The sequence below is a fragment of the Corynebacterium halotolerans YIM 70093 = DSM 44683 genome, assembly GCF_000341345.1.
Taxonomy (GTDB): Bacteria; Actinomycetota; Actinomycetes; order Mycobacteriales; family Mycobacteriaceae; genus Corynebacterium; species Corynebacterium halotolerans.
In genome coordinates this window covers 647411-667085 of record NC_020302.1, presented here as the reverse complement: position 1 = coordinate 667085, position 19675 = coordinate 647411, and the positions used below count along the sequence as shown (strand labels likewise).

The 19675-nt window shown below is 68.3% G+C and carries 18 protein-coding genes and 1 pseudogene; 12 read left to right on the top strand and 7 right to left on the bottom strand.

All coding sequences use genetic code 11. The annotated features are described in order from the left end of the window. Window positions 1-5: 5 nt before the first annotated feature. From A605_RS03170 to metX, 4 genes are all read left to right on the top strand, one after another. Window positions 6-2222: an NADP-dependent isocitrate dehydrogenase gene (locus A605_RS03170; protein WP_015400059.1), complete on the top strand. Its 2217-nt coding sequence runs from the start codon at window positions 6-8 to the stop codon at window positions 2220-2222. A gap of 274 nt (window positions 2223-2496) precedes the next feature. Beyond that, window positions 2497-3810, top strand: a complete 1314-nt coding sequence (locus A605_RS03165; RefSeq protein ID WP_015400058.1) for an O-acetylhomoserine/O-acetylserine sulfhydrylase — start codon at window positions 2497-2499, stop codon at window positions 3808-3810. Between the two features lie 268 nt (window positions 3811-4078). Then, on the top strand, window positions 4079-5722 hold the full coding sequence (locus A605_RS03160) for a gamma-glutamyltransferase (RefSeq protein ID WP_015400057.1): 1644 nt from the start codon (window positions 4079-4081) through the stop codon (window positions 5720-5722). A 163-nt stretch (window positions 5723-5885) separates the two neighbouring features. Continuing rightward, window positions 5886-7031, top strand: a complete 1146-nt coding sequence (gene metX / locus A605_RS03155) for a homoserine O-acetyltransferase MetX (protein ID WP_015400056.1) — start codon at window positions 5886-5888, stop codon at window positions 7029-7031. Between the two features lie 27 nt (window positions 7032-7058). Here metX and A605_RS03150 read toward each other — a convergent pair whose 3' ends face one another. Further along, window positions 7059-7391, bottom strand: coding sequence for a DUF3017 domain-containing protein (locus A605_RS03150; protein WP_015400055.1), 333 nt, complete (start codon window positions 7389-7391; stop codon window positions 7059-7061). 1 nt (window position 7392) lies between these two features. Then, complete coding sequence (locus A605_RS03145; protein ID WP_015400054.1) at window positions 7393-8247, bottom strand: bifunctional methylenetetrahydrofolate dehydrogenase/methenyltetrahydrofolate cyclohydrolase; 855 nt, start codon at window positions 8245-8247, stop codon at window positions 7393-7395. Window positions 8248-8288: 41 nt separating this feature from the next. On the opposite strand from A605_RS03145, the gene A605_RS03140 reads away from it, so the two are divergent. Beyond that, complete coding sequence (locus A605_RS03140; protein WP_015400053.1) at window positions 8289-8759, top strand: tRNA (cytidine(34)-2'-O)-methyltransferase; 471 nt, start codon at window positions 8289-8291, stop codon at window positions 8757-8759. 9 nt (window positions 8760-8768) lie between these two features. On the opposite strand, the gene A605_RS03135 is transcribed toward A605_RS03140, so the two are convergent. After that, complete coding sequence (locus A605_RS03135) at window positions 8769-10265, bottom strand: PH domain-containing protein (protein ID WP_015400052.1); 1497 nt, start codon at window positions 10263-10265, stop codon at window positions 8769-8771. Beyond that, the gene (locus tag A605_RS03130) at window positions 10262-10711 is read right to left on the bottom strand and encodes a PH domain-containing protein (protein WP_015400051.1); all 450 of its coding nucleotides are present in this window, start codon (window positions 10709-10711) and stop codon (window positions 10262-10264) included. The genes A605_RS03135 and A605_RS03130 overlap by 4 nt, the downstream gene beginning before the upstream one ends. A 182-nt stretch (window positions 10712-10893) precedes the next feature. Here A605_RS03130 and A605_RS03125 point away from each other — a divergent pair, with 182 nt between their 5' ends. The 6 genes and pseudogenes from A605_RS03125 to A605_RS03105 all read left to right on the top strand — a co-directional run bounded on the left by A605_RS03125 (window position 10894) and on the right by A605_RS03105 (window position 15044). Continuing rightward, entirely contained in the window at window positions 10894-11097 is a 204-nt protein-coding gene (locus tag A605_RS03125) for a hypothetical protein (RefSeq protein WP_015400050.1), read from the top strand. Window positions 11098-11394: 297 nt separating this feature from the next. Next, complete coding sequence (locus tag A605_RS03120; protein ID WP_015400049.1) at window positions 11395-12285, top strand: MetQ/NlpA family ABC transporter substrate-binding protein; 891 nt, start codon at window positions 11395-11397, stop codon at window positions 12283-12285. 145 nt (window positions 12286-12430) lie between these two features. Next, window positions 12431-13477, top strand: coding sequence for a methionine ABC transporter ATP-binding protein (locus tag A605_RS03115; protein ID WP_015400048.1), 1047 nt, complete (start codon window positions 12431-12433; stop codon window positions 13475-13477). Next, window positions 13474-14151, top strand: coding sequence for a methionine ABC transporter permease (locus A605_RS03110; protein WP_015400047.1), 678 nt, complete (start codon window positions 13474-13476; stop codon window positions 14149-14151). Before A605_RS03115 ends, A605_RS03110 begins: the two co-directional genes overlap by 4 nt. 75 nt (window positions 14152-14226) lie before the next feature. Next, a pseudogene (locus A605_RS15925) lies at window positions 14227-14361 on the top strand (hypothetical protein); the annotation flags it as partial. A 35-nt stretch (window positions 14362-14396) separates the two neighbouring features. Further along, window positions 14397-15044, top strand: coding sequence for an HAD hydrolase family protein (locus tag A605_RS03105; RefSeq protein WP_015400046.1), 648 nt, complete (start codon window positions 14397-14399; stop codon window positions 15042-15044). A 75-nt stretch (window positions 15045-15119) separates the two neighbouring features. Here the strand turns inward: A605_RS03105 and A605_RS03100 are convergent, their stop codons facing one another. Together A605_RS03100 and A605_RS03095 are read right to left on the bottom strand one after the other, a co-directional pair. Beyond that, window positions 15120-16370, bottom strand: coding sequence for an HNH endonuclease signature motif containing protein (locus tag A605_RS03100; protein ID WP_015400045.1), 1251 nt, complete (start codon window positions 16368-16370; stop codon window positions 15120-15122). 219 nt (window positions 16371-16589) lie between these two features. Further along, window positions 16590-18107 carry a SulP family inorganic anion transporter gene (locus A605_RS03095; RefSeq protein ID WP_015400044.1) on the bottom strand — a complete coding sequence of 506 codons (1518 nt, stop codon included), beginning with the start codon at window positions 18105-18107 and terminating at the stop codon, window positions 16590-16592. A 219-nt stretch (window positions 18108-18326) separates the two neighbouring features. Between A605_RS03095 and A605_RS03090 the strand changes: the two genes are divergently transcribed. Beyond that, window positions 18327-18701: a MerR family transcriptional regulator gene (locus tag A605_RS03090; RefSeq protein ID WP_034991267.1), complete on the top strand. Its 375-nt coding sequence runs from the start codon at window positions 18327-18329 to the stop codon at window positions 18699-18701. Window positions 18702-18716: 15 nt separating this feature from the next. Here A605_RS03090 and A605_RS03085 read toward each other — a convergent pair whose 3' ends face one another. Beyond that, complete coding sequence (locus A605_RS03085) at window positions 18717-19655, bottom strand: sucrase ferredoxin (RefSeq protein WP_081602072.1); 939 nt, start codon at window positions 19653-19655, stop codon at window positions 18717-18719. Between the last annotated feature and the right edge of the window lie 20 nt (window positions 19656-19675).

Sequence of the window (19675 nt, the reverse complement as noted above, 5' to 3'; positions counted from 1 at the left end):
GACTCATGGCAAAGATCATCTGGACCCGCACCGACGAGGCGCCGCTGCTCGCGACGTACTCGTTCAAGCCCGTCGTCGAGGCCTTCGCCGGCACGGCAGGCATCGACGTGGAGACCCGCGACATCTCCCTGGCCGGCCGCATCCTCGCGCAGTTCCCGGACAAGCTGACCGACGAGCAGCGCGTCGACGACGCCCTCGCCGAGCTCGGTGAGCTGGCCAAGACCCCGGAAGCCAACATCATCAAGCTGCCGAATATCTCGGCCTCCGTGCCGCAGTTGCAGGCCGCCATCAAGGAGCTGCAGGAGCAGGGCTACGACCTCCCGGACTACCCGGCCAACCCGGAGACCGACGAGGAGAAGGACGTACGCGCGCGTTACGACGCCGTGAAGGGCTCCGCCGTGAACCCGGTCCTGCGTGAGGGCAACTCCGACCGCCGCGCCCCGGTCGCCGTGAAGAACTTCGTCAAGAAGAACCCGCACCGCATGGGCGAGTGGAGCTCCGACTCCAAGACCAACGTCGCCACCATGGACGCCGACGACTTCCGCCACAACGAGAAGTCCGTCATCCTCCCGTCCGATGACACCCTGACCATCAAGCACGTCGCCGCCGACGGCACCGAGACCGTGCTGAAGTCCGACCTCAAGGTGCTGCAGGGTGAGGTCATCGACGGCACCGTCCTGCGCGCCGCCGCCCTGGAGCAGTTCCTGGCCGAGCAGGTCGCCCGCGCCAAGGAGGAGGGCGTCCTCTTCTCCGTGCACCTCAAGGCCACCATGATGAAGGTCTCCGACCCGATCATCTTCGGCTACGTCGTGCGCGCCTTCTTCTCCGACGTCTTCGCCAAGTACGGCGAGCAGCTGGAGGCCGCCGGCCTCAACGGCGAGAACGGTCTGGCGGCCATCTACTCCGGCCTGGAGAACCTCGAGAACGGCGAGGAGATCCGCGCCGCCTTCGATGCCGCCCTCGAGAACGGCCCGGACCTGGCCATGGTCAACTCCGACAAGGGCATCACCAACCTGCACGTGCCGTCCGACGTCATCGTCGACGCCTCCATGCCGGCCATGATCCGTACCTCCGGCCAGATGTGGAACAAGAACGACAAGACCCAGGACACCCTGGCCGTCATCCCGGACTCCTCCTACGCCGGCATCTACCAGGTCGTCATCGACGACTGCAAGGCCAACGGCGCCTACGATCCGACCACCATGGGCACCGTCCCGAACGTCGGCCTGATGGCGCAGAAGGCCGAGGAGTACGGCTCCCACGACAAGACCTTCAAGATCGAGTCCGACGGCAAGGTCCAGGTCACCAACTCCGCCGGCGAGGTCCTCATCGAGCACGAGGTCTCCACCGGTGACATCTGGCGTGCCTGCCAGACCAAGGACGCCCCGATCCAGGACTGGGTCAAGCTGGCCGTCACCCGCTCCCGCCTGTCCGGCATGCCCGCCATCTTCTGGCTGGACTCCGAGCGCGCCCACGACCGCAACCTGATCGAGCTCGTCGAGAAGTACCTGAAGGACCACGACACCGAGGGCCTGGACATCCGGATCCTCTCCCCCGTCGAGGCCACCAAGGTCACCGTCGAGCGCATGCGCCGCGGCGAGGACACCATCTCCGTGACCGGTAACGTCCTGCGTGACTACAACACCGACCTGTTCCCGATCCTCGAGCTGGGCACCTCCGCCAAGATGCTCTCCGTCGTGCCGCTGATGGCCGGCGGCGGCCTGTTCGAGACCGGTGCCGGCGGCTCCGCCCCGAAGCACGTCCAGCAGCTGCAGGAGGAGAACCACCTGCGCTGGGACTCCCTGGGTGAGTTCCTCGCCCTGGCCGAGTCGCTGCGCCACTTCGCCAACACCGGCGACGCCCCGAAGGCCGGCGTGCTGGCCGACGCCCTCGACGCCGCCACCGAGAAGCTGCTGAACGAGGGCAAGTCCCCCTCCCGCAAGGTCGGCGAGAACGACAACCGCGGCAGCCACTTCTACCTGGCCTCCTACTGGGCCGAGGCCCTGGCCTCGCAGTCCGACGACACCGACCTGGCCGAGACCTTCGCGCCCATCGCCCAGTCGCTGTCCGAGAACGCCGAGACCATCGACGCCAGGCTGATCGACGTCCAGGGCTCCTCCGTGGACCTGGGCGGCTACTACCAGCCGAACGACGCCAAGACCACCGAGGTCATGCGTCCGGCCGAGAAGTTCAACGAGATCATCGACGGCCTGAAGAAGTAGCCTTCGGCCTTCCCGCCCGAGCCCTCCGGAGAGCAATCTCCGGAGGGCTCCTGGCGTTGGGGCGTCGACGCGGGCGGCGCACGGCGCACCCCGCCCCACCACCCCGCCCAAGACCGCTCAGTCTATTTTCTTTTCACCCCCTGACCGGCGGAAAGAGCACAACAACAGACAGAGCTGTTTGCGGGGCACCGCCGGGGGTTCTACGCTTGATGGCGAACCGAGGACCGGTGCCCGCAGAACCGGGCGCGCCGGGGACCGTAACAGGAGGAAGTTCATGCCGAAGTACGACAACAGCAACGCCGATCAGTGGGGTTTCGAGACCCGCTCCATCCATGCCGGCCAGCCGGTGGACGGGCAGACCAGCGCCCGCAACCTCCCGATCTACCAGTCGACGGCCTTCGTCTTCGACTCCGCCGAGCACGCCAAGCAGCGCTTCGCCCTGGAGGACCTCGGCCCGGTCTACTCGCGCCTGACCAACCCGACCGTCGAGGCCCTGGAGAACCGCATCACCTCCCTCGAGGGCGGCGTCCACACCGTGGCCTTCGCCTCCGGCCAGGCCGCCACCACCGCCTCCATCCTCAACCTGGCGGACGCGGGCGACCACATCGTCACCTCCCCGCGCCTCTACGGCGGCACCGAGACCCTCTTCCAGACCACCCTGGGCCGCCTGGGCATCGAGTTCACCTTCGTGGAGAACCCGGACGACCCGGAGTCCTGGCAGTCGGCCGTGCGGCCGAACACCAAGGCCTTCTTCGGCGAGACCTTCGCCAACCCGCAGGCCGACGTCCTGGACATCCCCGCCATCGCCGAAGTCGCCCACCGCAACAGCGTCCCGCTGATCGTGGACAACACCATCGCCACCGCCGCCCTGGTGCGTCCGCTCGAGCTGGGCGCGGACATCGTCGTGGCGTCGCTGACGAAGTTCTACACCGGCAACGGCTCCGGCCTGGGCGGCGTGCTCGTCGACGGCGGCACGTTCGACTGGACCACCGAGCGCGACGGCGAGCCGGTCTTCCCGAACTTCGTCACCCCGGATCCGGCCTACCACGGCCTGAAGTACGCCGACCTGGGCGCGCCGGCCTTCGGCCTCAAGGCCCGCGTCGGCCTGCTGCGTGACACCGGCGCCACCCTCTCCGCGTTCAACGCCTGGGCCTGCGTGCAGGGCCTGGACACGCTCTCCCTGCGTCTGGAGCGCCACAACGAGAACGCCGTGCAGGTCGCCGAGTTCCTGGACCAGCACCCGAAGGTGAAGTCCGTGGCCTTCGCCGGCCTGCCGGACTCGCCCTGGTACGCCGTCAAGGAGAAGCTGGGCCTGAGGTACACCGGCTCCGTGCTGACCTTCGAGATCGACGGCGGCAAGGACGAGGCCTGGGCCTTCATCGACGCCCTGAAGCTGCACTCCAACCTGGCCAATATCGGCGATGTGCGCTCCCTGGTCGTCCACCCGGCGACCACCACCCACTCCCAGTCCGACGAGCACGGCCTGGCACGTGCGGGCGTCACCCAGTCCACGGTGCGTCTGTCGGTGGGCATCGAGAACGTCGACGACATCATCGCCGACCTCGAGAACGGTTTCGCGGCGGTGTAACTCGCCACCCCGCGGTTCCCGGCAGGGCCCGGCGTCACCGGCAGCGGGGACAACAGGGCGGGCGCGGGTTCCGCGGGCATCCAATCCCGCTCCCCCGCGCCGATATCTTGGTTAACTGGCACCCATGTGGTGTGCGGTGCCGGGATGGTCCCCGGCTCAGCACCACCTCAGGCCGGAGAGGAACCGAAAGCGGGAGGACGGGACGATTCGCATGCGCATCAGTGTCGGTGCACCACGCCGGGCAGGTCTCGGGGCGTTATTCGCCGGAATGCTGGTTCTCTCGGGCTGCACCGGGCCGGGGGCCGACGATGAGCCCGCGAACACTCCCGAGACGGCGGCCACCACGGCGTCGGAAAGCACCCGGCCGGAGCAGACCACCGAGGAAACCCAGGAATCGGGGGCGGTTCTCAACCAGCAGGGCGTGAACGCCGGGCACCCGCTCGCGGCCGAGGCGGGGATGGAGATGCTCGACGCCGGGGGCACCGCGGTGGATGCCGCCATTGCCGCCGCATTCGCGGTCTCGGTGGTGGAGCCCTATGCCTCAGGCGTGGGCGGCGGAGGATCGGCGCTGATCGCGACACAGGACGGCGAACCGGAGGCGTTCGACTACCGCGAGGTCGTGGCCGCCGACGGCGTGATCCCCCCGTCGAACACCGGCATTCCGGGATTCGTCGCGGGCATGGCGGAACTCCACGCCCGCCACGGCACGCTCGAGTGGGCCCAACTGCTGGAACCCGCCATCCGCATGGCCGAGGGCGGCGTTCCGGCCACCGAGCAGTTGATCCTCAGGATCGCCGCCGGCGGTGCCCAGGCGGTTGCCGGTCAGGAACAGTTCGCGCCGGGCGGGACACCGCTGCAGGTCGGACAACCCCTGGTGCAGGCCGAACTCGCCCAGACCTTCCGGATGCTGCAGGCCGAGGGCCCGGAGAGTTTCTACACCGGCACGATCGCCGACCAGCTCACCCAGGTCAACGGAATCGATCCGGCCTCGCTGGAGCGGTACGAGATCCAGCACAGCGAACCGCCGCAGGGCCCGGTGGGTGATTACCAGGTGGTTGGTTCGGCGCCGGCGCTTCCGGGGGTGGCTCTCATCCAGATGCTCCAGGTGCTCGAGAGCCAGGGCATCGCCGAGCTGGATCCGGAATCGGCGGAGTACGTGCAGCAGATCTCCGAGGCCTGGGTCCTCGCCGAGGAGACCGTCCGCACGCACCTGGGGGATCCCGCGTTCACCGACATCCCCGTCGGCGAGCTCGTCGATCCGGTCAGAAACGCCGCACTCGTCGGGGGCACCCCACCGGCGGCTCCGGGCGGAGCCGTCGGGCCGACCGACGGGAGCACGGGGATCTCCCCGAGCACCACCCACCTCACCGTGGTGGACAGCGACGGCACGGTGGTGTCGATGACGAATACCCTCACCGAGTTCTGGGGTTCGGGAACCGAGGTCGGCGGATTCTTCCTCAACGATCAGCTCAGCCGGTTCACCACCTTCAACACCCCGCAGAACCAGCCGGAGCCGGGTCGGCGTTCGGTCACGTGGTCGAACCCGGCCATGGTGCTGGACAACGAGGGCCGGCCCGTCCTGGGGATCGGTACGCCGGGCGGGTCCAATATCCTCAGTATCCTCGGCAACTCGCTCACCCGATGGGCACTCATGGACCAGCCCCTGGAGGAGGCGGTGGCGGCGCCGCGGTTCCGGTTCAACGCCGGCACCCAGACGTTCATTGCGGAGTCCGCATTCGTGGGCACCCCGGCGGCCCAGGAACTGCGGGCGCAGGGATGGCCGGTCACCGCCTCCGCCGAGGGGTTGTTCGGATCGCTCCAGACCCTGGAGATCGACTACGACACCGGGACGCTCTCCGGGCCCACGGACACCCGGCTCGAAGCCGGCACGGTGATCACCGATGTGAAGTGAGCTGGCGGTGACAGTGGCGGAGAACGGCCATGAGCACGAAGGGGCGCCCCGACTCCGGTCGACTCCGCGAACGTCGGCGGACAAGGAACGGAAATTCGACTAGACCGAGCGGTCCAGTTACACTGGCCTGCAATCACACCCGATTTTCAGGAGGTCCCCCGGAATGGCGAATCTGGTCCCGCAGGGCGAGCTCGGCATCCAGTCCATCGGCGACTTCCGCACCGAGGCCGGCGGCACGATCGAGGACGCCTTCATCGCGTACCAGCGCTGGGGCGAGCTCAAGGTCACGGACGACGGAACCAGCAATGTCCTCCTCATCGAACACGCCCTGACCGGCGATTCCGACGTCGCCGAATGGTGGAAGGGCCTGGTCGGCCCGGGCATGGCGCTGGACACCGACCGCTTCTGCGTGCTGTGCACCAATGTCCTCGGCGGCTGCAGCGGATCCGTCGGCCCCGCCTCGCGCCACCCGGACGGCGACCACTGGGGCTCCCGCTTCCCGGCGATCTCCATCCGGGATCAGGTCAAGGCCGAGAAGACGTTTCTCGACGCCGTCGGCGTCGAGCGTGTCAGCGCCGTCATCGGCGGCAGCATGGGCGGCGCCCGCACCCTGGAGTGGACGCTGATGTACCCGGGGCTGGTCGACGCCGCCCTGGTCATCGCCGTGTCCGCCCGCGCCAGCGCCTGGCAGATCGGCATCCAGTCCTCTCAGATCAACATGATCGAGAACGACCTGTTCTGGCACGGCGGCGACTACCACGACACCGGCTACTTCCCCACCGCCGGGCTCGGCAGCGCCCGCAAACTCGCGCACCTGACCTACCGTGGCGAGCTCGAGATCGACGAGCGGTTCGGCTCGGATCCGCAGGCCGGCGAGGACCCCTTCGGCACCTTCCGCAGTCCGAAGCAGCGCTTCAGCGTCCAGAGTTACCTCGACCACCAGGCCCGCAAGCTCGTCGAGCGCTTCGACGCCGGCTCCTACGTCATCCTCACCGACTCCCTCAACCGCCACGACATCGGCCGGGGACGCGGAGGGCTGAACAAGGCGCTGGCCTCCTCCACCGTGCCGACCATGGTCGTCGGCGTGGACACGGACATCCTCTACCCCTACCACCAGCAGGAGCACCTCTCCCGCAATCTGGGTAACCTGCTGGCGATGGGCAAGATCTCCTCACCCGTCGGGCACGACGCCTTCCTCACCGAGTTCCGGCAGATGGACAACATCCTGCGCCGCTTCATCATGCTGGCGGGGCCGACGTTGAAGACCCCGACCCCGGAGCAGGCCGGCGAGATCGAGTTCTACATCTGAGCCGGGACAGCCGGCCGGCCCCGGGCGTCAGCTTCCCAGCGCGTCGACCGAGGCCGAGAGGAAGACCATCACCCCGCCCAGGACGGTGCAGAAGAGGGCGTCGAAGCGGCGCGAGCGCACGGCGAAGACCCCCAGGATCCGCGAGTCGCAGGTCAGGCGCAGCAGCGCCAGCCAGATCATCGCCGCTCCCAGGGTGAATGTGGCGCGGCGCCAGTGTTCGGTGACCGCGAAACCGCTGGCGACGACGAGTGCGACGAGGAATGCCGCCAGCCCCGCCCACTGCAGCGCACGCGGTAGCGGGGAGGGCTTCGTCCCCAGGTCGTGGGGGTTGTCCAGGCTCAGGGACGGGTCGTCGGACATGCTACCGCGAGGCCAGCAGTTCGGCCCGCTCGACGACGTTGCGCACCAGGAAGGCACGCGTCAGCGGGCCGACGCCGCCCGGGTTGGGGGAGACCGCGCCGGCCACCTCCCACACGTCGGGGTGGACGTCACCGGCGAGTTTGCCGTCGACGCGGGAGACGCCGACGTCGAGAATGGCCGCGCCCGGCTTGACCATGTCGGCGGTGAGCATGTGCGGCCGGCCGGCGGCGGCGACGATGACGTCCGCCGCGCGGGTTTCGGCGGCCAGGTCCCTGGTACCGGTGTGGCACAGGGTCACGGTGGAGTTCTCGGAGCGGCGGGTGAGCAGCAGCCCGATCGGGCGGCCGACGGTCACGCCGCGGCCGATGACGACGACCTTCGCGCCGTCCAGCTCGACGCCGAAGCGGCGCAGCAGGTGGATGGCGCCGTTCGGGGTGCACGGCAGCGGGGCCGGTTCGTTGAGCACGAGCTTGCCCAGGTTGACCGGGTGCAGGCCGTCGGCGTCCTTGGCCGGGTCGATGCGCGCGAGCACGGCGTTCTCGTCGAGGTGCTTCGGCAGCGGCAGCTGCACGATGTAACCGGTGCAGGCGTCGTCGGCGTTGAGCTCGTCGATGACCGCGTTGAGCTCCTCCTGGGAGACATCGGCCGGCAGATCCTTGCGGATCGAGTTGATGCCGATCTTCTCGCAGTCCCGGTGCTTCATCTTCACGTAGGAGTGGGAGGCCGGGTCGTCGCCGACCAGCACGGTGGCCAGGCCGGGCACGATCCCCTTCTCCCGGAGGGCGGCCACGCGGGTGGTCAGGTCCTCGAAGATCTCGTTCTGGTAGAGCTTTCCGTCAAGTTTGATCGCAGTCACGAATGCCATTATTCCATCTACCCCCACCTAAACTGCAGCCCATGACCGAGCTGCATGTCATCTTCGACAATCCGGTGATCCCGCCCAACACCGGCAACGCCATCCGCATGTGCGCGGGAACGGGCGCCCACCTGCACCTGGTCGAGCCGCTCGGCTTCGATCTGACCGAGAAGCACCTGCGCCGTGCGGGGCTGGACTACCACGATCTCGCCGACGTCACCGTCCACCCGGATCTCGACGCCTGCCTCGCCGCGCTACCGGATTCGCGCGTCTTCGCCTTCACCACCCGGTCGACCACCTGGCACACCGACGTGTCCTGGCGTGAGGGCGACGCGCTGCTCTTCGGCACCGAGCCCACCGGTCTGCCGGAGGAGCACCTCGCGCACCCGCGGCTCACCGGCGAGGTGCGCATCCCGATGATCCCGGGGCGGCGGTCGATGAATCTGTCGAATTCGGCCGCCGTGGCCACCTACGAGGCGTGGCGGCAGCTGGGGTTCCCCGGCGGGGTGTGAGCGGGCAGCTCAGTCCCGGCCGGGTTGCGGCCCTTCGGCGCCCGGCACCATATCCGGCAGCCGGCGGTGCCGCAGGATCTCGAGCAGAGCCTGGCCGTCGTCGCCACTGAGGTCCTCGCCGGACATGCCGACGGGCCCGGGCACCAGGTCGAGGCGGACGGTGCACAGGTCGGCCACCCGCTGCAGCGGCCCGCGGCGCAGGGTGACCTCCTGGATGTGCGACGGACCGATGACCGAGACGCTGCGGCGGATGCGCCCGCGGTGGATGACCACGGCGTCGTCACGCAGCGTGACCGCCTGCTGCTGCCGGTCGACGGGTGAGACCCAGCGCGCCACCCGCGGCGAGGTGAAGGTGGGCCGGGTGTGTCCCTCGGGGCGGGCGATCTCCTCCACCGCGTCCGCGTCGAGCGGGGAGACCAGCGCCAGCAGCTGCGCCGCCCGGTCGCGGGAACCGACGGGCAGGATGTTGGAGGTGCCCGTCGACTTGTCGGTCTCGGCACCGTAGCCGACGACCGAGACGGAGACCATCCACCAGCCCAGCGGGCGCCACAGGGTCGGTTGGTGGACGCTCACGCCGTGGATGCGCCGCAGCGGGATGGACTGGCGTCGGCGGTCGGCCAGGCCGTAGGAGAGGTTGAGCACCGTCTGTTCCCCGGTGCCGTCGAGTCGGGCGGTGAACTTCCAGCTGCGGTCGATCTGATTCCAGATGGCGGGGAAGAAACCGACGAGGATCGGGATGACGGTGGCGAGGGGCACCGGCAGCACGAAGAGCAGGACCGTGGTGAGCACACCGACGATGGTGGCTCCCCGCAGCCCTGCGCCCGTCAGGGAGCGGGCGATCGGGATGACGGGGACGAGCTCCTCGCCGGTCTCGTTCCCCCGCCACCCCGCAGGAGGCGGGGTCGCCGCGGAGCCCGGGACTGCGCTGGAATCCGTCGTATCCGCCGGATCCCGTGGGTGGGCGGCCGACGGGCCGTGGACCCGGGCAAGCAGCTCGGCGCGCAGGGACTCGGCGTCGGCGCGGGCCAGGTAGGCGATCTCGATGACGGAGCTGCCGCCGCCGGCGGTCTCCACGCGCACCGACGCCAACCGGAAGATGCGCGCGATGACGGACTCGACGACGTCGACGGCCTGGATGCGGTCGTAACGGGCGGTGCGCAGCTGCCGGGAGAGCACACCGCGTTTCAGCGAGACCTCCTCGTCGGTCAGACGGTAGCCGGTGGCCTTCCACCAGATCTGGGAGGCCAGCCAGAGGATCCCGCAGATGGCGACGAAGACGCCGACGCCGGCGAGGATGGGCAGGATGTTCCCGCCGGTGAGGTAGGCCCACATCGTGGAGACGACGGTGAGGTTGATGTTGACCACCGCCACGGCCAGCAGCGCGAGAATCACCGTCCAGAAGCGCAGCAACGGGGTCAGCCGGTGCACCCGGCGGTAGGGGTACTCCTCCGCGGCCGCGGTGGCACCGGTGGGTTCCTGGAGGGATTCATTGTCCGGCCCGGTCACAGCCCGCTCATCCTCTCCCTGGCCTTGACGGCCAGCCGGTCGCGCAGGGCGTCGGCCTCGCCCTCGGGCAGCCCCTCGACGGTGGAGTCGGACGTCGATGAGGCGGTGTGGAGCTTGAGGGTCTTCATGCCCAGCGAGCGTTCGACGGGGCCGGCGGTGACGTCGACGAACTGGATGCGGCCGTAGGGCACGACCGTGAAAGTGTGCCACAACCTGCCCTTCGTGATGAGCAGCTCGTCGCCCGTCTCCTTCCACCCGAGCAGCTTCACCTGGGCGGGGATGAGCCACACCTGCCAGACCAGCAGGGCGACGGCCACTCCGGCACCGAGCCAGAACCAGGGGCTGACCAGCACGGCGAGCACGGCGAAGGCGATGGCCGGCAGGATGAACCAGGGCAGACGCCCGATATAGCGGGCCACGGTGAGTTTGGGGGAGACGGGGTTCACTCCCCCACATCTACCAGACCGTTCCGCCGCTGGGACGGCTGTTTTTGTCATTCCACGTGGTGGTGGGCGGGTGTGGCGGGTACGGGACGGTTTCCGGGCATCCGTCGCCGAAACGGCGCGGAGCGTCCGTGGTTCGTCACGGGTGATCCGGCGCTCCCCGGCCCCCGGGCTACCCTTGGAACATGACCGCCCTCGACTACTTCATCGTCAAGGTGCCGACCGCCGCGACCATCGCGGTGGTCATCGCCCTGCTCTCGACCGTGCTGACCAGGGACACCCCGTTCGCCCTCGGCGATGTCCTCTTCTTCCTCGGCGTGTGGCTGGCGGGCACGGTCATCGCCGCCGTCGTCCTGATGATCATCGAGCTGATCCGCGACCGGCTCTGACGGCCCGCCTGGCCGGTGGGTGCGCTCAGGATCAACTCGGCACCGAAGGCGGTGGAACAGACCCCCGTTCGGCGGTGGACTCGGTGAATTTCACCGCGTCGCGGCCCCTGCGGGGTCGAGCCGGTGCCAGCTTCAAGGGTGCCCCGCCGGTGACCCTCATGCCCCGTTCCTAACGGCATTCGAACATCCCTGCCCGGGGAAACAGGGGCACCAGACCAGGAACTAGACAGAGCGGTACAGCCAGTGCTAGATTTCTCAACTATCGGACGCATCCCCCAACCTGAAGGACACGATCCCATGAAGCTCCGTCGCATCCTGGCCAGCTCCGCTGCCGCGGCCCTCGCCGCCACCGGCCTGGTCGCCTGCTCCGACTCCGGGTCCGAGGGCGGCGACGCCGCCGCCGACGGCCCGATCCGCATCGGCACCACCGACGCCTCCCAGCAGGCCTGGGCCGTCTTCGAGGAGGTCGCCGCCGAGGATGGCATCGAGCTGCAGATCGAGAACTTCTCCGACTACAACACCCCGAACCAGGCGCTGTCCCAGGACCAGATCGACGTCAACAAGTTCCAGCACCTGAAGTTCCTCGCCGAGTACAACGTCGGCGCGGGTGACGATCTCGTGGCCATCGGCGCCACCGAGATCTATCCGCTGGATCTGTTCTGGCAGGGCCACGACTCCCTCGACGGCATCGAGGGCGAGTCCGTCGCCATCCCGAACGACCCGTCCAACCAGGGCCGCGCCATCAACGTGCTGGTCCAGGCCGGTCTGGTCACCCTGCGTGAGGAGGGCCTGGTCACCCCGACCCCGGCCGACATCGACGAGGAGGCCTCGCAGGTCTCCGTCACCCCGGTTGACGCCGCCCAGACCCCGGCCGCCTACGGCGAGGGCCGCCCGGCGATCATCAACAACTCCTGGCTGGACCGCGCCGGCATCGACCCCGAGTCCGCCGTCTTCCATGACGACCCGAACTCCGAGCAGGCCGAGCCGTACATCAACGTCTTCGTCACCCGCGCCGAGGACGCCGATGACCCGCGCCTGAACAGGCTGGTCGAGCTCTGGCACTCCGACGAGGTCATGGCCGCCGTCGCCGAGGACTCCCAGAACACCGCCATCGAGGTCGAGCGCACCAGGGAAGAGCTCGCCGAGATCCTCGAGCGCCTCGAGGAAGCCGAGCGCAACCAGGGTTAGTTCCCGCCACGCAGGTGCCACCCCGTCGCTTTCCCGCGGCGGGGTTTAGCATTGTCTGCGTTGTAATCGCGCAGCCGCCGTCGCACCAGCCGCACGCCGCGCGCCGCCGCCCCCGCCCGCCCACATGAATCGAGTGGTCCCCCAAGTGACAGCATCACCGCACCACGGAACCAGCGGAACCCGAGTCGAGTTCCGTGACCTCACCAAGGTCTTCGCCACCGGCAAGACCGAGACGACAGCACTCGACGGCGTCACCCTGACCGTCGAGCCCGGCGAGATCCTCGGCGTCATCGGATACTCCGGCGCCGGCAAGTCCACCCTGGTCCGCATGGTCAACGGCCTGGACGTGCCCACGTCGGGCCAGCTGCTGCTCGACGGCACCGACGTCGTCGGCATGTCCGAGGGGAAGCTGCGCCGCATCCGCTCGGGGATCGGCATGATCTTCCAGCAGTTCAACCTGTTCACCTCCCGCACCGCCGCGGGCAACATCGAGTACCCGCTCAAACTGGCGGGCATGCCGAAGGCGGAGCGTAAGGCGCGGGTCACCGAGCTCCTCGAGTTCGTCGGCCTGGGAGACCGCGGCCGCAGCTACCCCGAGCAGCTCTCCGGCGGGCAGAAGCAGCGCGTGGGCATCGCCCGCGCGCTGGCGACGAACCCCTCGCTGCTGCTGGCCGACGAGGCCACCTCGGCGCTCGACCCGGAGACCACCCAGGAGGTCCTGGAGCTGCTGCGCAGGGTGAACCGGGAGTTCGGCATCACCATCATCGTGATCACCCACGAGATGGAGGTCGTGCGCTCCATCGCGGACAAGGTCGCCGTGATGGAGGCCGGGAAGGTCGTCGAGTACGGCAGCATCTACGATGTCTTCTCCCATCCGCAGACCCCGGTGGCGCAGCGCTTCGTAGCCACCGCCCTGCGCAACACCCCCGACCAGGTCGAGGCCGAGGATCTGCTCGTCCACGAGGGCCGCCTGTTCACCATCAATCTGACCGAGGACTCGGGTTTCTTCGCCGCCGCCGCGGCGCTGCGGGAGACGGGGGCGTCGATAAGCATCGTGCACGGTGGCGTGACCACCCTGCAGCAGCAGTCCTTCGGCAAGATGACCGTGCGCCTCAACGGACCGCAACAGGCCATCGAGGACTTCCGCTCGACCCTCTCCCAGACCACCGACATCCAGGAGATCACCCGATGACCGTCACCACTCTCGCCGCCGACTGGGACCGGCTCGGCCCCACCTTCGTCCAGTCGATCATCGACACGCTCGTGATGGTGTCGGTGACCATGGTCGTCGGCGGCATCCTCGGCCTGCTGCTGGGCATCCTGCTCTACACCTCCCGCGACGCCGGCATCCTGCGCAACAAACCCCTGTACTGGGTGGTCAATGTCCTGGTCAACTTCATCCGTCCCATCCCGTTCATCATCCTGATCGCGATGTTCACCCCGTTGACGCTCGCGGTGGTGGGCACCACGATCGGCCGGGAGGCGGCGACCTTCATCATGTGCATCGCCGCCACCTTCACCGTCGCCCGCATCGTCGAGCAGAACCTCGTGGCCATCAACCCGGGCGTGATCGAGGCGGCCCGCGCCATGGGCGCCGGGCCCCTGCGGATCATCACCACCGTGATCATCCCCGAGGCGCTCGGCCCGCTGATCCTGGGCTACACCTTCATCTTCATCGCCGTGATCGACATGTCCGCCATGGCCGGTTACATCGGCGGCGGCGGTATCGGTGACTTCGCCATCGTCTACGGCTACCGCGCCTTCGACTACGAGGTCACCTACGTCGCCGTCATCGCGATCGTCATCATCGTCCAGTTCGCCCAGCTGCTGGGCAACTGGCTGTCGAGGAAGATCATGCGGCGTTAGCTGTGTGATTCCCCCTGTGCCCGGCCCGGTCCACCACCATCGGTGGATCGGGCCGGATTTTCGTTGTTTGCGGGGATGTTCCGCCCCTGCCGACCTCGAACTACCCTGGACAGCATGAAACTCGCCGCCTTTGACCTCGACGGGACCCTCCTCTTCCCCGACGGCGTGGCCGAGGAGACGGTCGCCGCTATCCGTGCCTGGCGCGAGGCCGGCCATCTGGCGGTCGCCGCGACCGGCAAGTCAATGTGGGCGATGCGCTACGCGCTCGACGAACCGACCTCAACTTCGACTACTCCGTGGTCTTCACCGGAGCCGCCGTCGCGGACCGGGATCGGCGGGTCCTGCACTCCTCGACGCTCGAGGCCGGGACCGTGCGACGGATCGTCGAGTCGCTTGCCGACGTCGACGGCATCGCCGTCTACGGCACCGCGCTCGACGAGCGCGACGTGCGCTTCAGCTCCCGCGTCCCGCTGTCGGCGACCAACACCGTCCTGCACGACTTCCGGGAGATGACGCCCGAGGAGATCGAGGGCCGCGAGTTCGTCGGTGTGCCGATCTGGGTGCCGGACAACCCGGGACTGAAGAAGAAGCTGCAGTCCTGGCTGGCCGACACCTTCGACGTCGGCTGCGTGATCAACCAGAACTTTCTCGACGTCGTCCCCGTGGGCACCACCAAGGCGGCCGGCCTGTACTGGCTGGCCGGACACCTCGGCGTCGAACGTTCCGCGGTCGACCTCTACACCTTCGGCGACTCCTGGAACGACCTGCCGATGCACGCGATCGCCGACCGGTCCTTCTCCTTCCCCTGGTCGCCGGAGGAGGTGCACTCCGCCACCGACGAGGTCATCGACTCGGCGGCCGAGGCACTGCCACGGCTGCTGAACACGGCTTAGCCGGGCTCGACGGGAAACCGGTCACGGAGATCTGTGGTGGTCACCTCCTGTAGTCGGATGTAGCACGCGGTGTGATCAGAACGGTGGTGGGCTGTCCTCCTCGGGTGTGTCGTTGGCCTGGTCTTTCATCCGTTTGCGGTGTTGGGCCCTGGACCGGGCGTCGTGGTGGCGTTCTTCTCGTCGTTGATGCAGGGTCTGTCCCCACAGCCTCGATGTGCGTGACAGTGGTCCCTCGGCTTCGTCGTAGACCCAGGTACCGTCGGCGAACAGCCAGATGATGTCGCCGGTGGTGGGGTTGAGGTGGTAGAAGGCGTGCCGGGCGGTCTTCAGGTTGTGGTGGCGCTGGCACAGGCTGACCAGATTGGAGGCTGTGGTGGGGCCGCCGTCGGCGTGGTTGATGCGGTGGTCCATCTGGCAGACGGTGGCCGGCCGGGTGCAGCCGGGCCACCGGCAGGTCCCGTCGCGGCCCTCGATATGTATCCGCAGGACATCCGGTGTGGTGTAGGAATCCGTGGTGATCCCGGCGGCGGCGTCCATGTCCCGGGTGTGGCAGGCCCGTTCCACCAGAGTGTCGGTGGTGGCCTTGTCCACCCAGCCGACCCGGTGGATGAATGCCGGGGCATCCTCCACGTCCGAGGCACGGTAGGCGTTGAGGTGGACGCGCACCCCGTCGGCACCCCGCACCAGGGCGGCGTGGGCCTGGGCCAGGGTGAGTCCCTCGGCCTCGGCGAGGGCGCGGACACGGAGGTCGATCTCGACGGCATCGACGGCGTTGAACCGGGCGGTGAGATCAGCGGTGCCGTCCGCGTTGAAGGTCATCGCATAGGACTCACCGGGCAGCTGGGAAGGCTCGTCGTCGGTGTCGATGGTGTCGTCGAGTTCGGCGAGGATGGCCCTGATCTTGTTCTGGATGGCCCGGGCTCCGGGGACCAGCTGGTTGGGGCGGGTGGCGGTGAGGTAGTCGGTGAGTTGTTCATCGACTTCCGGCAGGTGGTCGCGGTCGGCGGGTGCCAGGGCGGAGTCGATGGCCCGGAGGCGGTGCAGGTCGAGGTGCCAGAGCTCCTCCTGCAGGGCGCGGAGGCGGGGTAGTTCGTCGAGGGTGAGGATGGCCATGAGGTTGTTCTGGATGAAGTTTTTGGCCATTCCGGTGCTGCGGGTCAGCGAGGCGGCGAGGACGTCGCTGTCCTGCTCGGGATCGAGGTGGTGGGTCAGGGTGGACCAGAGTTCGTAGTCCTTGCGGATGACGTCGCGGGAGGCCACGGCGACGGGGTCGTCGGGGTTGGTGACCGAGTAGTAGGCGGGTGGGGCGGACAGGGCGGTGGACACGGCGGCAGGACACCTCCTGGAAGGTGGCTAGTCGTGGGTCGGACCAGAACACCATTAGTTCAGGCGTTCGATAGTGACTCTAGAACCCGCCCCGGACACAGAGCCCCCGAACAGGGGTGGAGCCGGAGCGACCAGGGAAAACAGACCCCAGAATCACCGAAGACCCGGGAAGACGCCTCGTCTTCCCGGGTCCCCGACCACCTACTCAGAAAACGCCGGTCATCCCAGCTTCCCGGAGAGCCGGTCGAGCCGTTCCTGGCTGGCCCCGTCGAGGCCGGTGATGGAGACGGTCTTACCCTTCTCGTGGTACTTCTGCGTGATCGCGTCCAGCGTGGCCACGGTGGAGGCGTCCCACACCTCGGCGGCAGTCAGGTCGATGACAATGTGCTCCGCCGTGTCGTTGTAGTCGAAGCGGTAGACCAGGTCGTTGGAGGAGGCCCAGAACAGCTGGCCGTGGACGCGGTAGGTGCGGGTGTCGACCTGCCCGTCGTCGGTGACCAGCTCGTCGACCTTCTCGATGGAGACGATGTGCGCGACCCGGCGGGCGAACATGACCATGGCCGTCAGCACACCCAGCGCGACGCCGATGGCCAGGTTCTCGGTGGCCAGGGTGGCGACAACAGTGACCAGCATGACGATGGTCTCGGACAGCGGCATCAGCTTCAGGGTGCGCGGGCGGACCGAGTGCCAGTCGATGGTGCCCACGGAGACCATGATCATGATGGCCACGAGCGCGGCCATCGGGATCAGGCCGACGATGTCGCCCAGGGCGATCATGAGGATGAGCAGGAACACACCGGCGAGCAGGGTGGACAGGCGGGTGCGCGCCCCGGACTGGCGGACGTTGATCATGGTCTGGCCGATCATGGCGCAGCCGCCCATGCCCCCGAAGAAGCCGGAGGCGATGTTGGCGATACCCTGGCCCCAGCTCTCGCGGGTCTTGTCCGAGTGGACGTCGGTGATGTCGTCGACCAACTTGGCGGTCATCAGCGACTCCATCAGGCCGACGACGGCCACGCCCAGGGCGTAGGGGGCGATGATCTGCAGCGTCTCCAGCGTCAGCGGAACATCCGGGATAAACAGCTCCGGCAGGGATTCCGGCAGCTCGCCCATGTCGGCGACGTTGGGCACATTCCAGGCGGCCAGCACCACGACCGGGGTGAGCACCAGGATGGTCACCAGCGGCGCCGGGATGACGGAGGTCAACTTCGGCCAGAAGATCATGATCAGCAGGCCGACGGCGACCAGTGGGTACACCAGCCACGGCACGTCGATCAGGTGCGGGATCTGCGCCAGGAAGATCATGATGCCCAGGGCGTTGACGAAGCCGACCATCACCGAGCGCGGGACGAAGCGCTGCAGCCTGGCCGCGCCGAGCAGTCCCAGCACGACCTGGAACACGCCACCCAGGATGACGGCGGCGATGAGGTAGTCGAGACCGTACTCGAGGGCCAGCGGTGCGACAACGAGGGCGATCGCACCGGTGGCGGCGGTGATCATGGCGGGACGCCCGCCGGTGAAGGCGATGGCGATCGCCATGACGACCGAGGAGTACAGGCCGACGCGCGGGTCCACGCCGGCGAGGATGGAAAACGAGATCGCCTCCGGAATCAGGGCGAGCGCGACGGCGAGGCCGGCGAGCACCTCCTTGCGGAAGCGGGTGGGGGACGAGAAGGCGTAGCGGAAGGAGGCGATGACGCCGGTGGGGGCGTCGGTGCCGTCCTCCCGTGACTTCATCGCCGCAGTATCTGCGGTGGACTGGCTCACAGGCACTCCTGGGGATGTTCGGGCGGGCGCGTACCCGCGCGGTTCAAAAAGGTAAATGGGAATTAGGATCAACCGTCGTCGGTGGACCGGAAACGAAAACCTACCGTAACGGTAGGGTTGTGATTGTTCAACTTGACGGGCAGAGTCAGGCGCCCGTCGGAAGGAGTGCCCGTGACAGATCCGGAGGGTATGAAGATCGGCGACGTCGCCGAACGGACGGGGTTGTCGATCCGCACGCTGCGGCACTACGACGAACTCGGCCTGGTGGCGCCCTCCGGTCACACCCCGGGCGGGTTCCGCCTCTACAGCGAGGCGGACGTCGAGCGGATCCTGCTCATCCGCCGCATGAAACCGCTCGGATTCACCCTCGAGGAGATGGGGACGTTCCTGGCCGCCGCCGACGCGTTGCCGGGGGCCGGAAACCCATCCCCGCAGGCCACCGAGGCAGCGGAAACCGTCACCCACTTCCGGGAGGAGACCCGCGAACGGCTGGCGAAGCTGCGTCGGCAGGTCTCCTACGCCGAGGAGTTCCTCACCCTGCTCGACCGGCTCGACGGCGCCTGAGCGCGCCCGGCCGACTCAGGCCTGAATCTCCGCGACGGCCCGCGCCACCCAGACGCTGCCCCCCTTGGGCCTGTCACCGCAGGAGGAGACGATACCCGTGACCTCCTGCTGCTCCAGCTCCACCGCCCACGAGCGGCCGTCGACATGCGTGACGACGGGCGCCTCGCCGTCGACGTCGGAGACGTCCAGCTCCCCGAAGCGCAGCCCCTCCCCCGCCCCCAGCAGCTCCCGGGCCACGGCGAGCTCAGCGACCTGACCGCGCGGGCCGTAGAGCCCACGGCCGCGGTTGCCGGGATAGAAGTACTCTCCCTGCAGGGCGGACTCCACGAGGGCGGCCGCCACCTCCCCGTTCAGCCGTCCGAAGCTGTAACCCCAGGGCATGAGCAACAGTGAGGGTGCGAAGCGGTGCCCCTTGGTGTGCGAGGTCTCCCACACGGTGGTGCCGGGGAACCGATCCGCCAGATCGGTGGCCAGGGGGCGGCCCTTGAGCGCGCAGCACACGTCCCGCTTGCCGTGGGTGCACACCAGCACGAGAGGGCCGACATATTCCTCCGCCCCGTTGCGGCCTGGTCCGGACAGATCCAGATCCAGAATGTCCTCGGGTCCGTCGACGGTGAGCATCTCGGCACGCGCCTGGTCGGCGAAGACCAGGAAGAGGTGGTGACGGTCGATCCGCCGGCCCTCCCGGCCGGGCTGTCGGATGAGCTGCAGACCCGCTGCCTTCTTGAGCTTCTTCCGCAACCGGTCGGTCAGCTCCTCACCGAAGGTGTCGCCGTCGAGGACGTCGCGGCTCCAGCCGTGCGGCCACTCGAAGATGACGTACACCCGCTCGGTCTTCGCCGAGCCCGGCAGCGGCTCAACCTGGACATCGGAGCAGCGCACCGGATCGGGCGCGGCAGGCGGTCCAGTGACCTGGTCAGTAGCTGAATCGGTGGCCGGGTCGAAGGTAGACATGACCCCAGCCTAATGTCCCG

What these genes read in the sequence shown, in the direction of transcription:
- A605_RS03170 (WP_015400059.1), top strand. Translation starts at nt 6, where the DNA reads ATGGCAAAGATCATCTGGACCCGCACCGACGAGGCGCCGCTGCTCGCG.
- A605_RS03165 (WP_015400058.1), top strand. Translation starts at nt 2,497, where the DNA reads ATGCCGAAGTACGACAACAGCAACGCCGATCAGTGGGGTTTCGAGACC.
- A605_RS03160 (WP_015400057.1), top strand. Translation starts at nt 4,079, where the DNA reads ATGCTGGTTCTCTCGGGCTGCACCGGGCCGGGGGCCGACGATGAGCCC.
- metX (WP_015400056.1), top strand. Translation starts at nt 5,886, where the DNA reads ATGGCGAATCTGGTCCCGCAGGGCGAGCTCGGCATCCAGTCCATCGGC.
- A605_RS03150 (WP_015400055.1), bottom strand. Translation starts at nt 7,391, where the DNA reads ATGTCCGACGACCCGTCCCTGAGCCTGGACAACCCCCACGACCTGGGG.
- A605_RS03140 (WP_015400053.1), top strand. Translation starts at nt 8,289, where the DNA reads ATGACCGAGCTGCATGTCATCTTCGACAATCCGGTGATCCCGCCCAAC.
- A605_RS03125 (WP_015400050.1), top strand. Translation starts at nt 10,894, where the DNA reads ATGACCGCCCTCGACTACTTCATCGTCAAGGTGCCGACCGCCGCGACC.
- A605_RS03120 (WP_015400049.1), top strand. Translation starts at nt 11,395, where the DNA reads ATGAAGCTCCGTCGCATCCTGGCCAGCTCCGCTGCCGCGGCCCTCGCC.
- A605_RS03110 (WP_015400047.1), top strand. Translation starts at nt 13,474, where the DNA reads ATGACCGTCACCACTCTCGCCGCCGACTGGGACCGGCTCGGCCCCACC.
- A605_RS03095 (WP_015400044.1), bottom strand. Translation starts at nt 18,107, where the DNA reads ATGAAGTCACGGGAGGACGGCACCGACGCCCCCACCGGCGTCATCGCC.
- A605_RS03090 (WP_034991267.1), top strand. Translation starts at nt 18,327, where the DNA reads ATGAAGATCGGCGACGTCGCCGAACGGACGGGGTTGTCGATCCGCACG.
- A605_RS03085 (WP_081602072.1), bottom strand. Translation starts at nt 19,655, where the DNA reads ATGTCTACCTTCGACCCGGCCACCGATTCAGCTACTGACCAGGTCACT.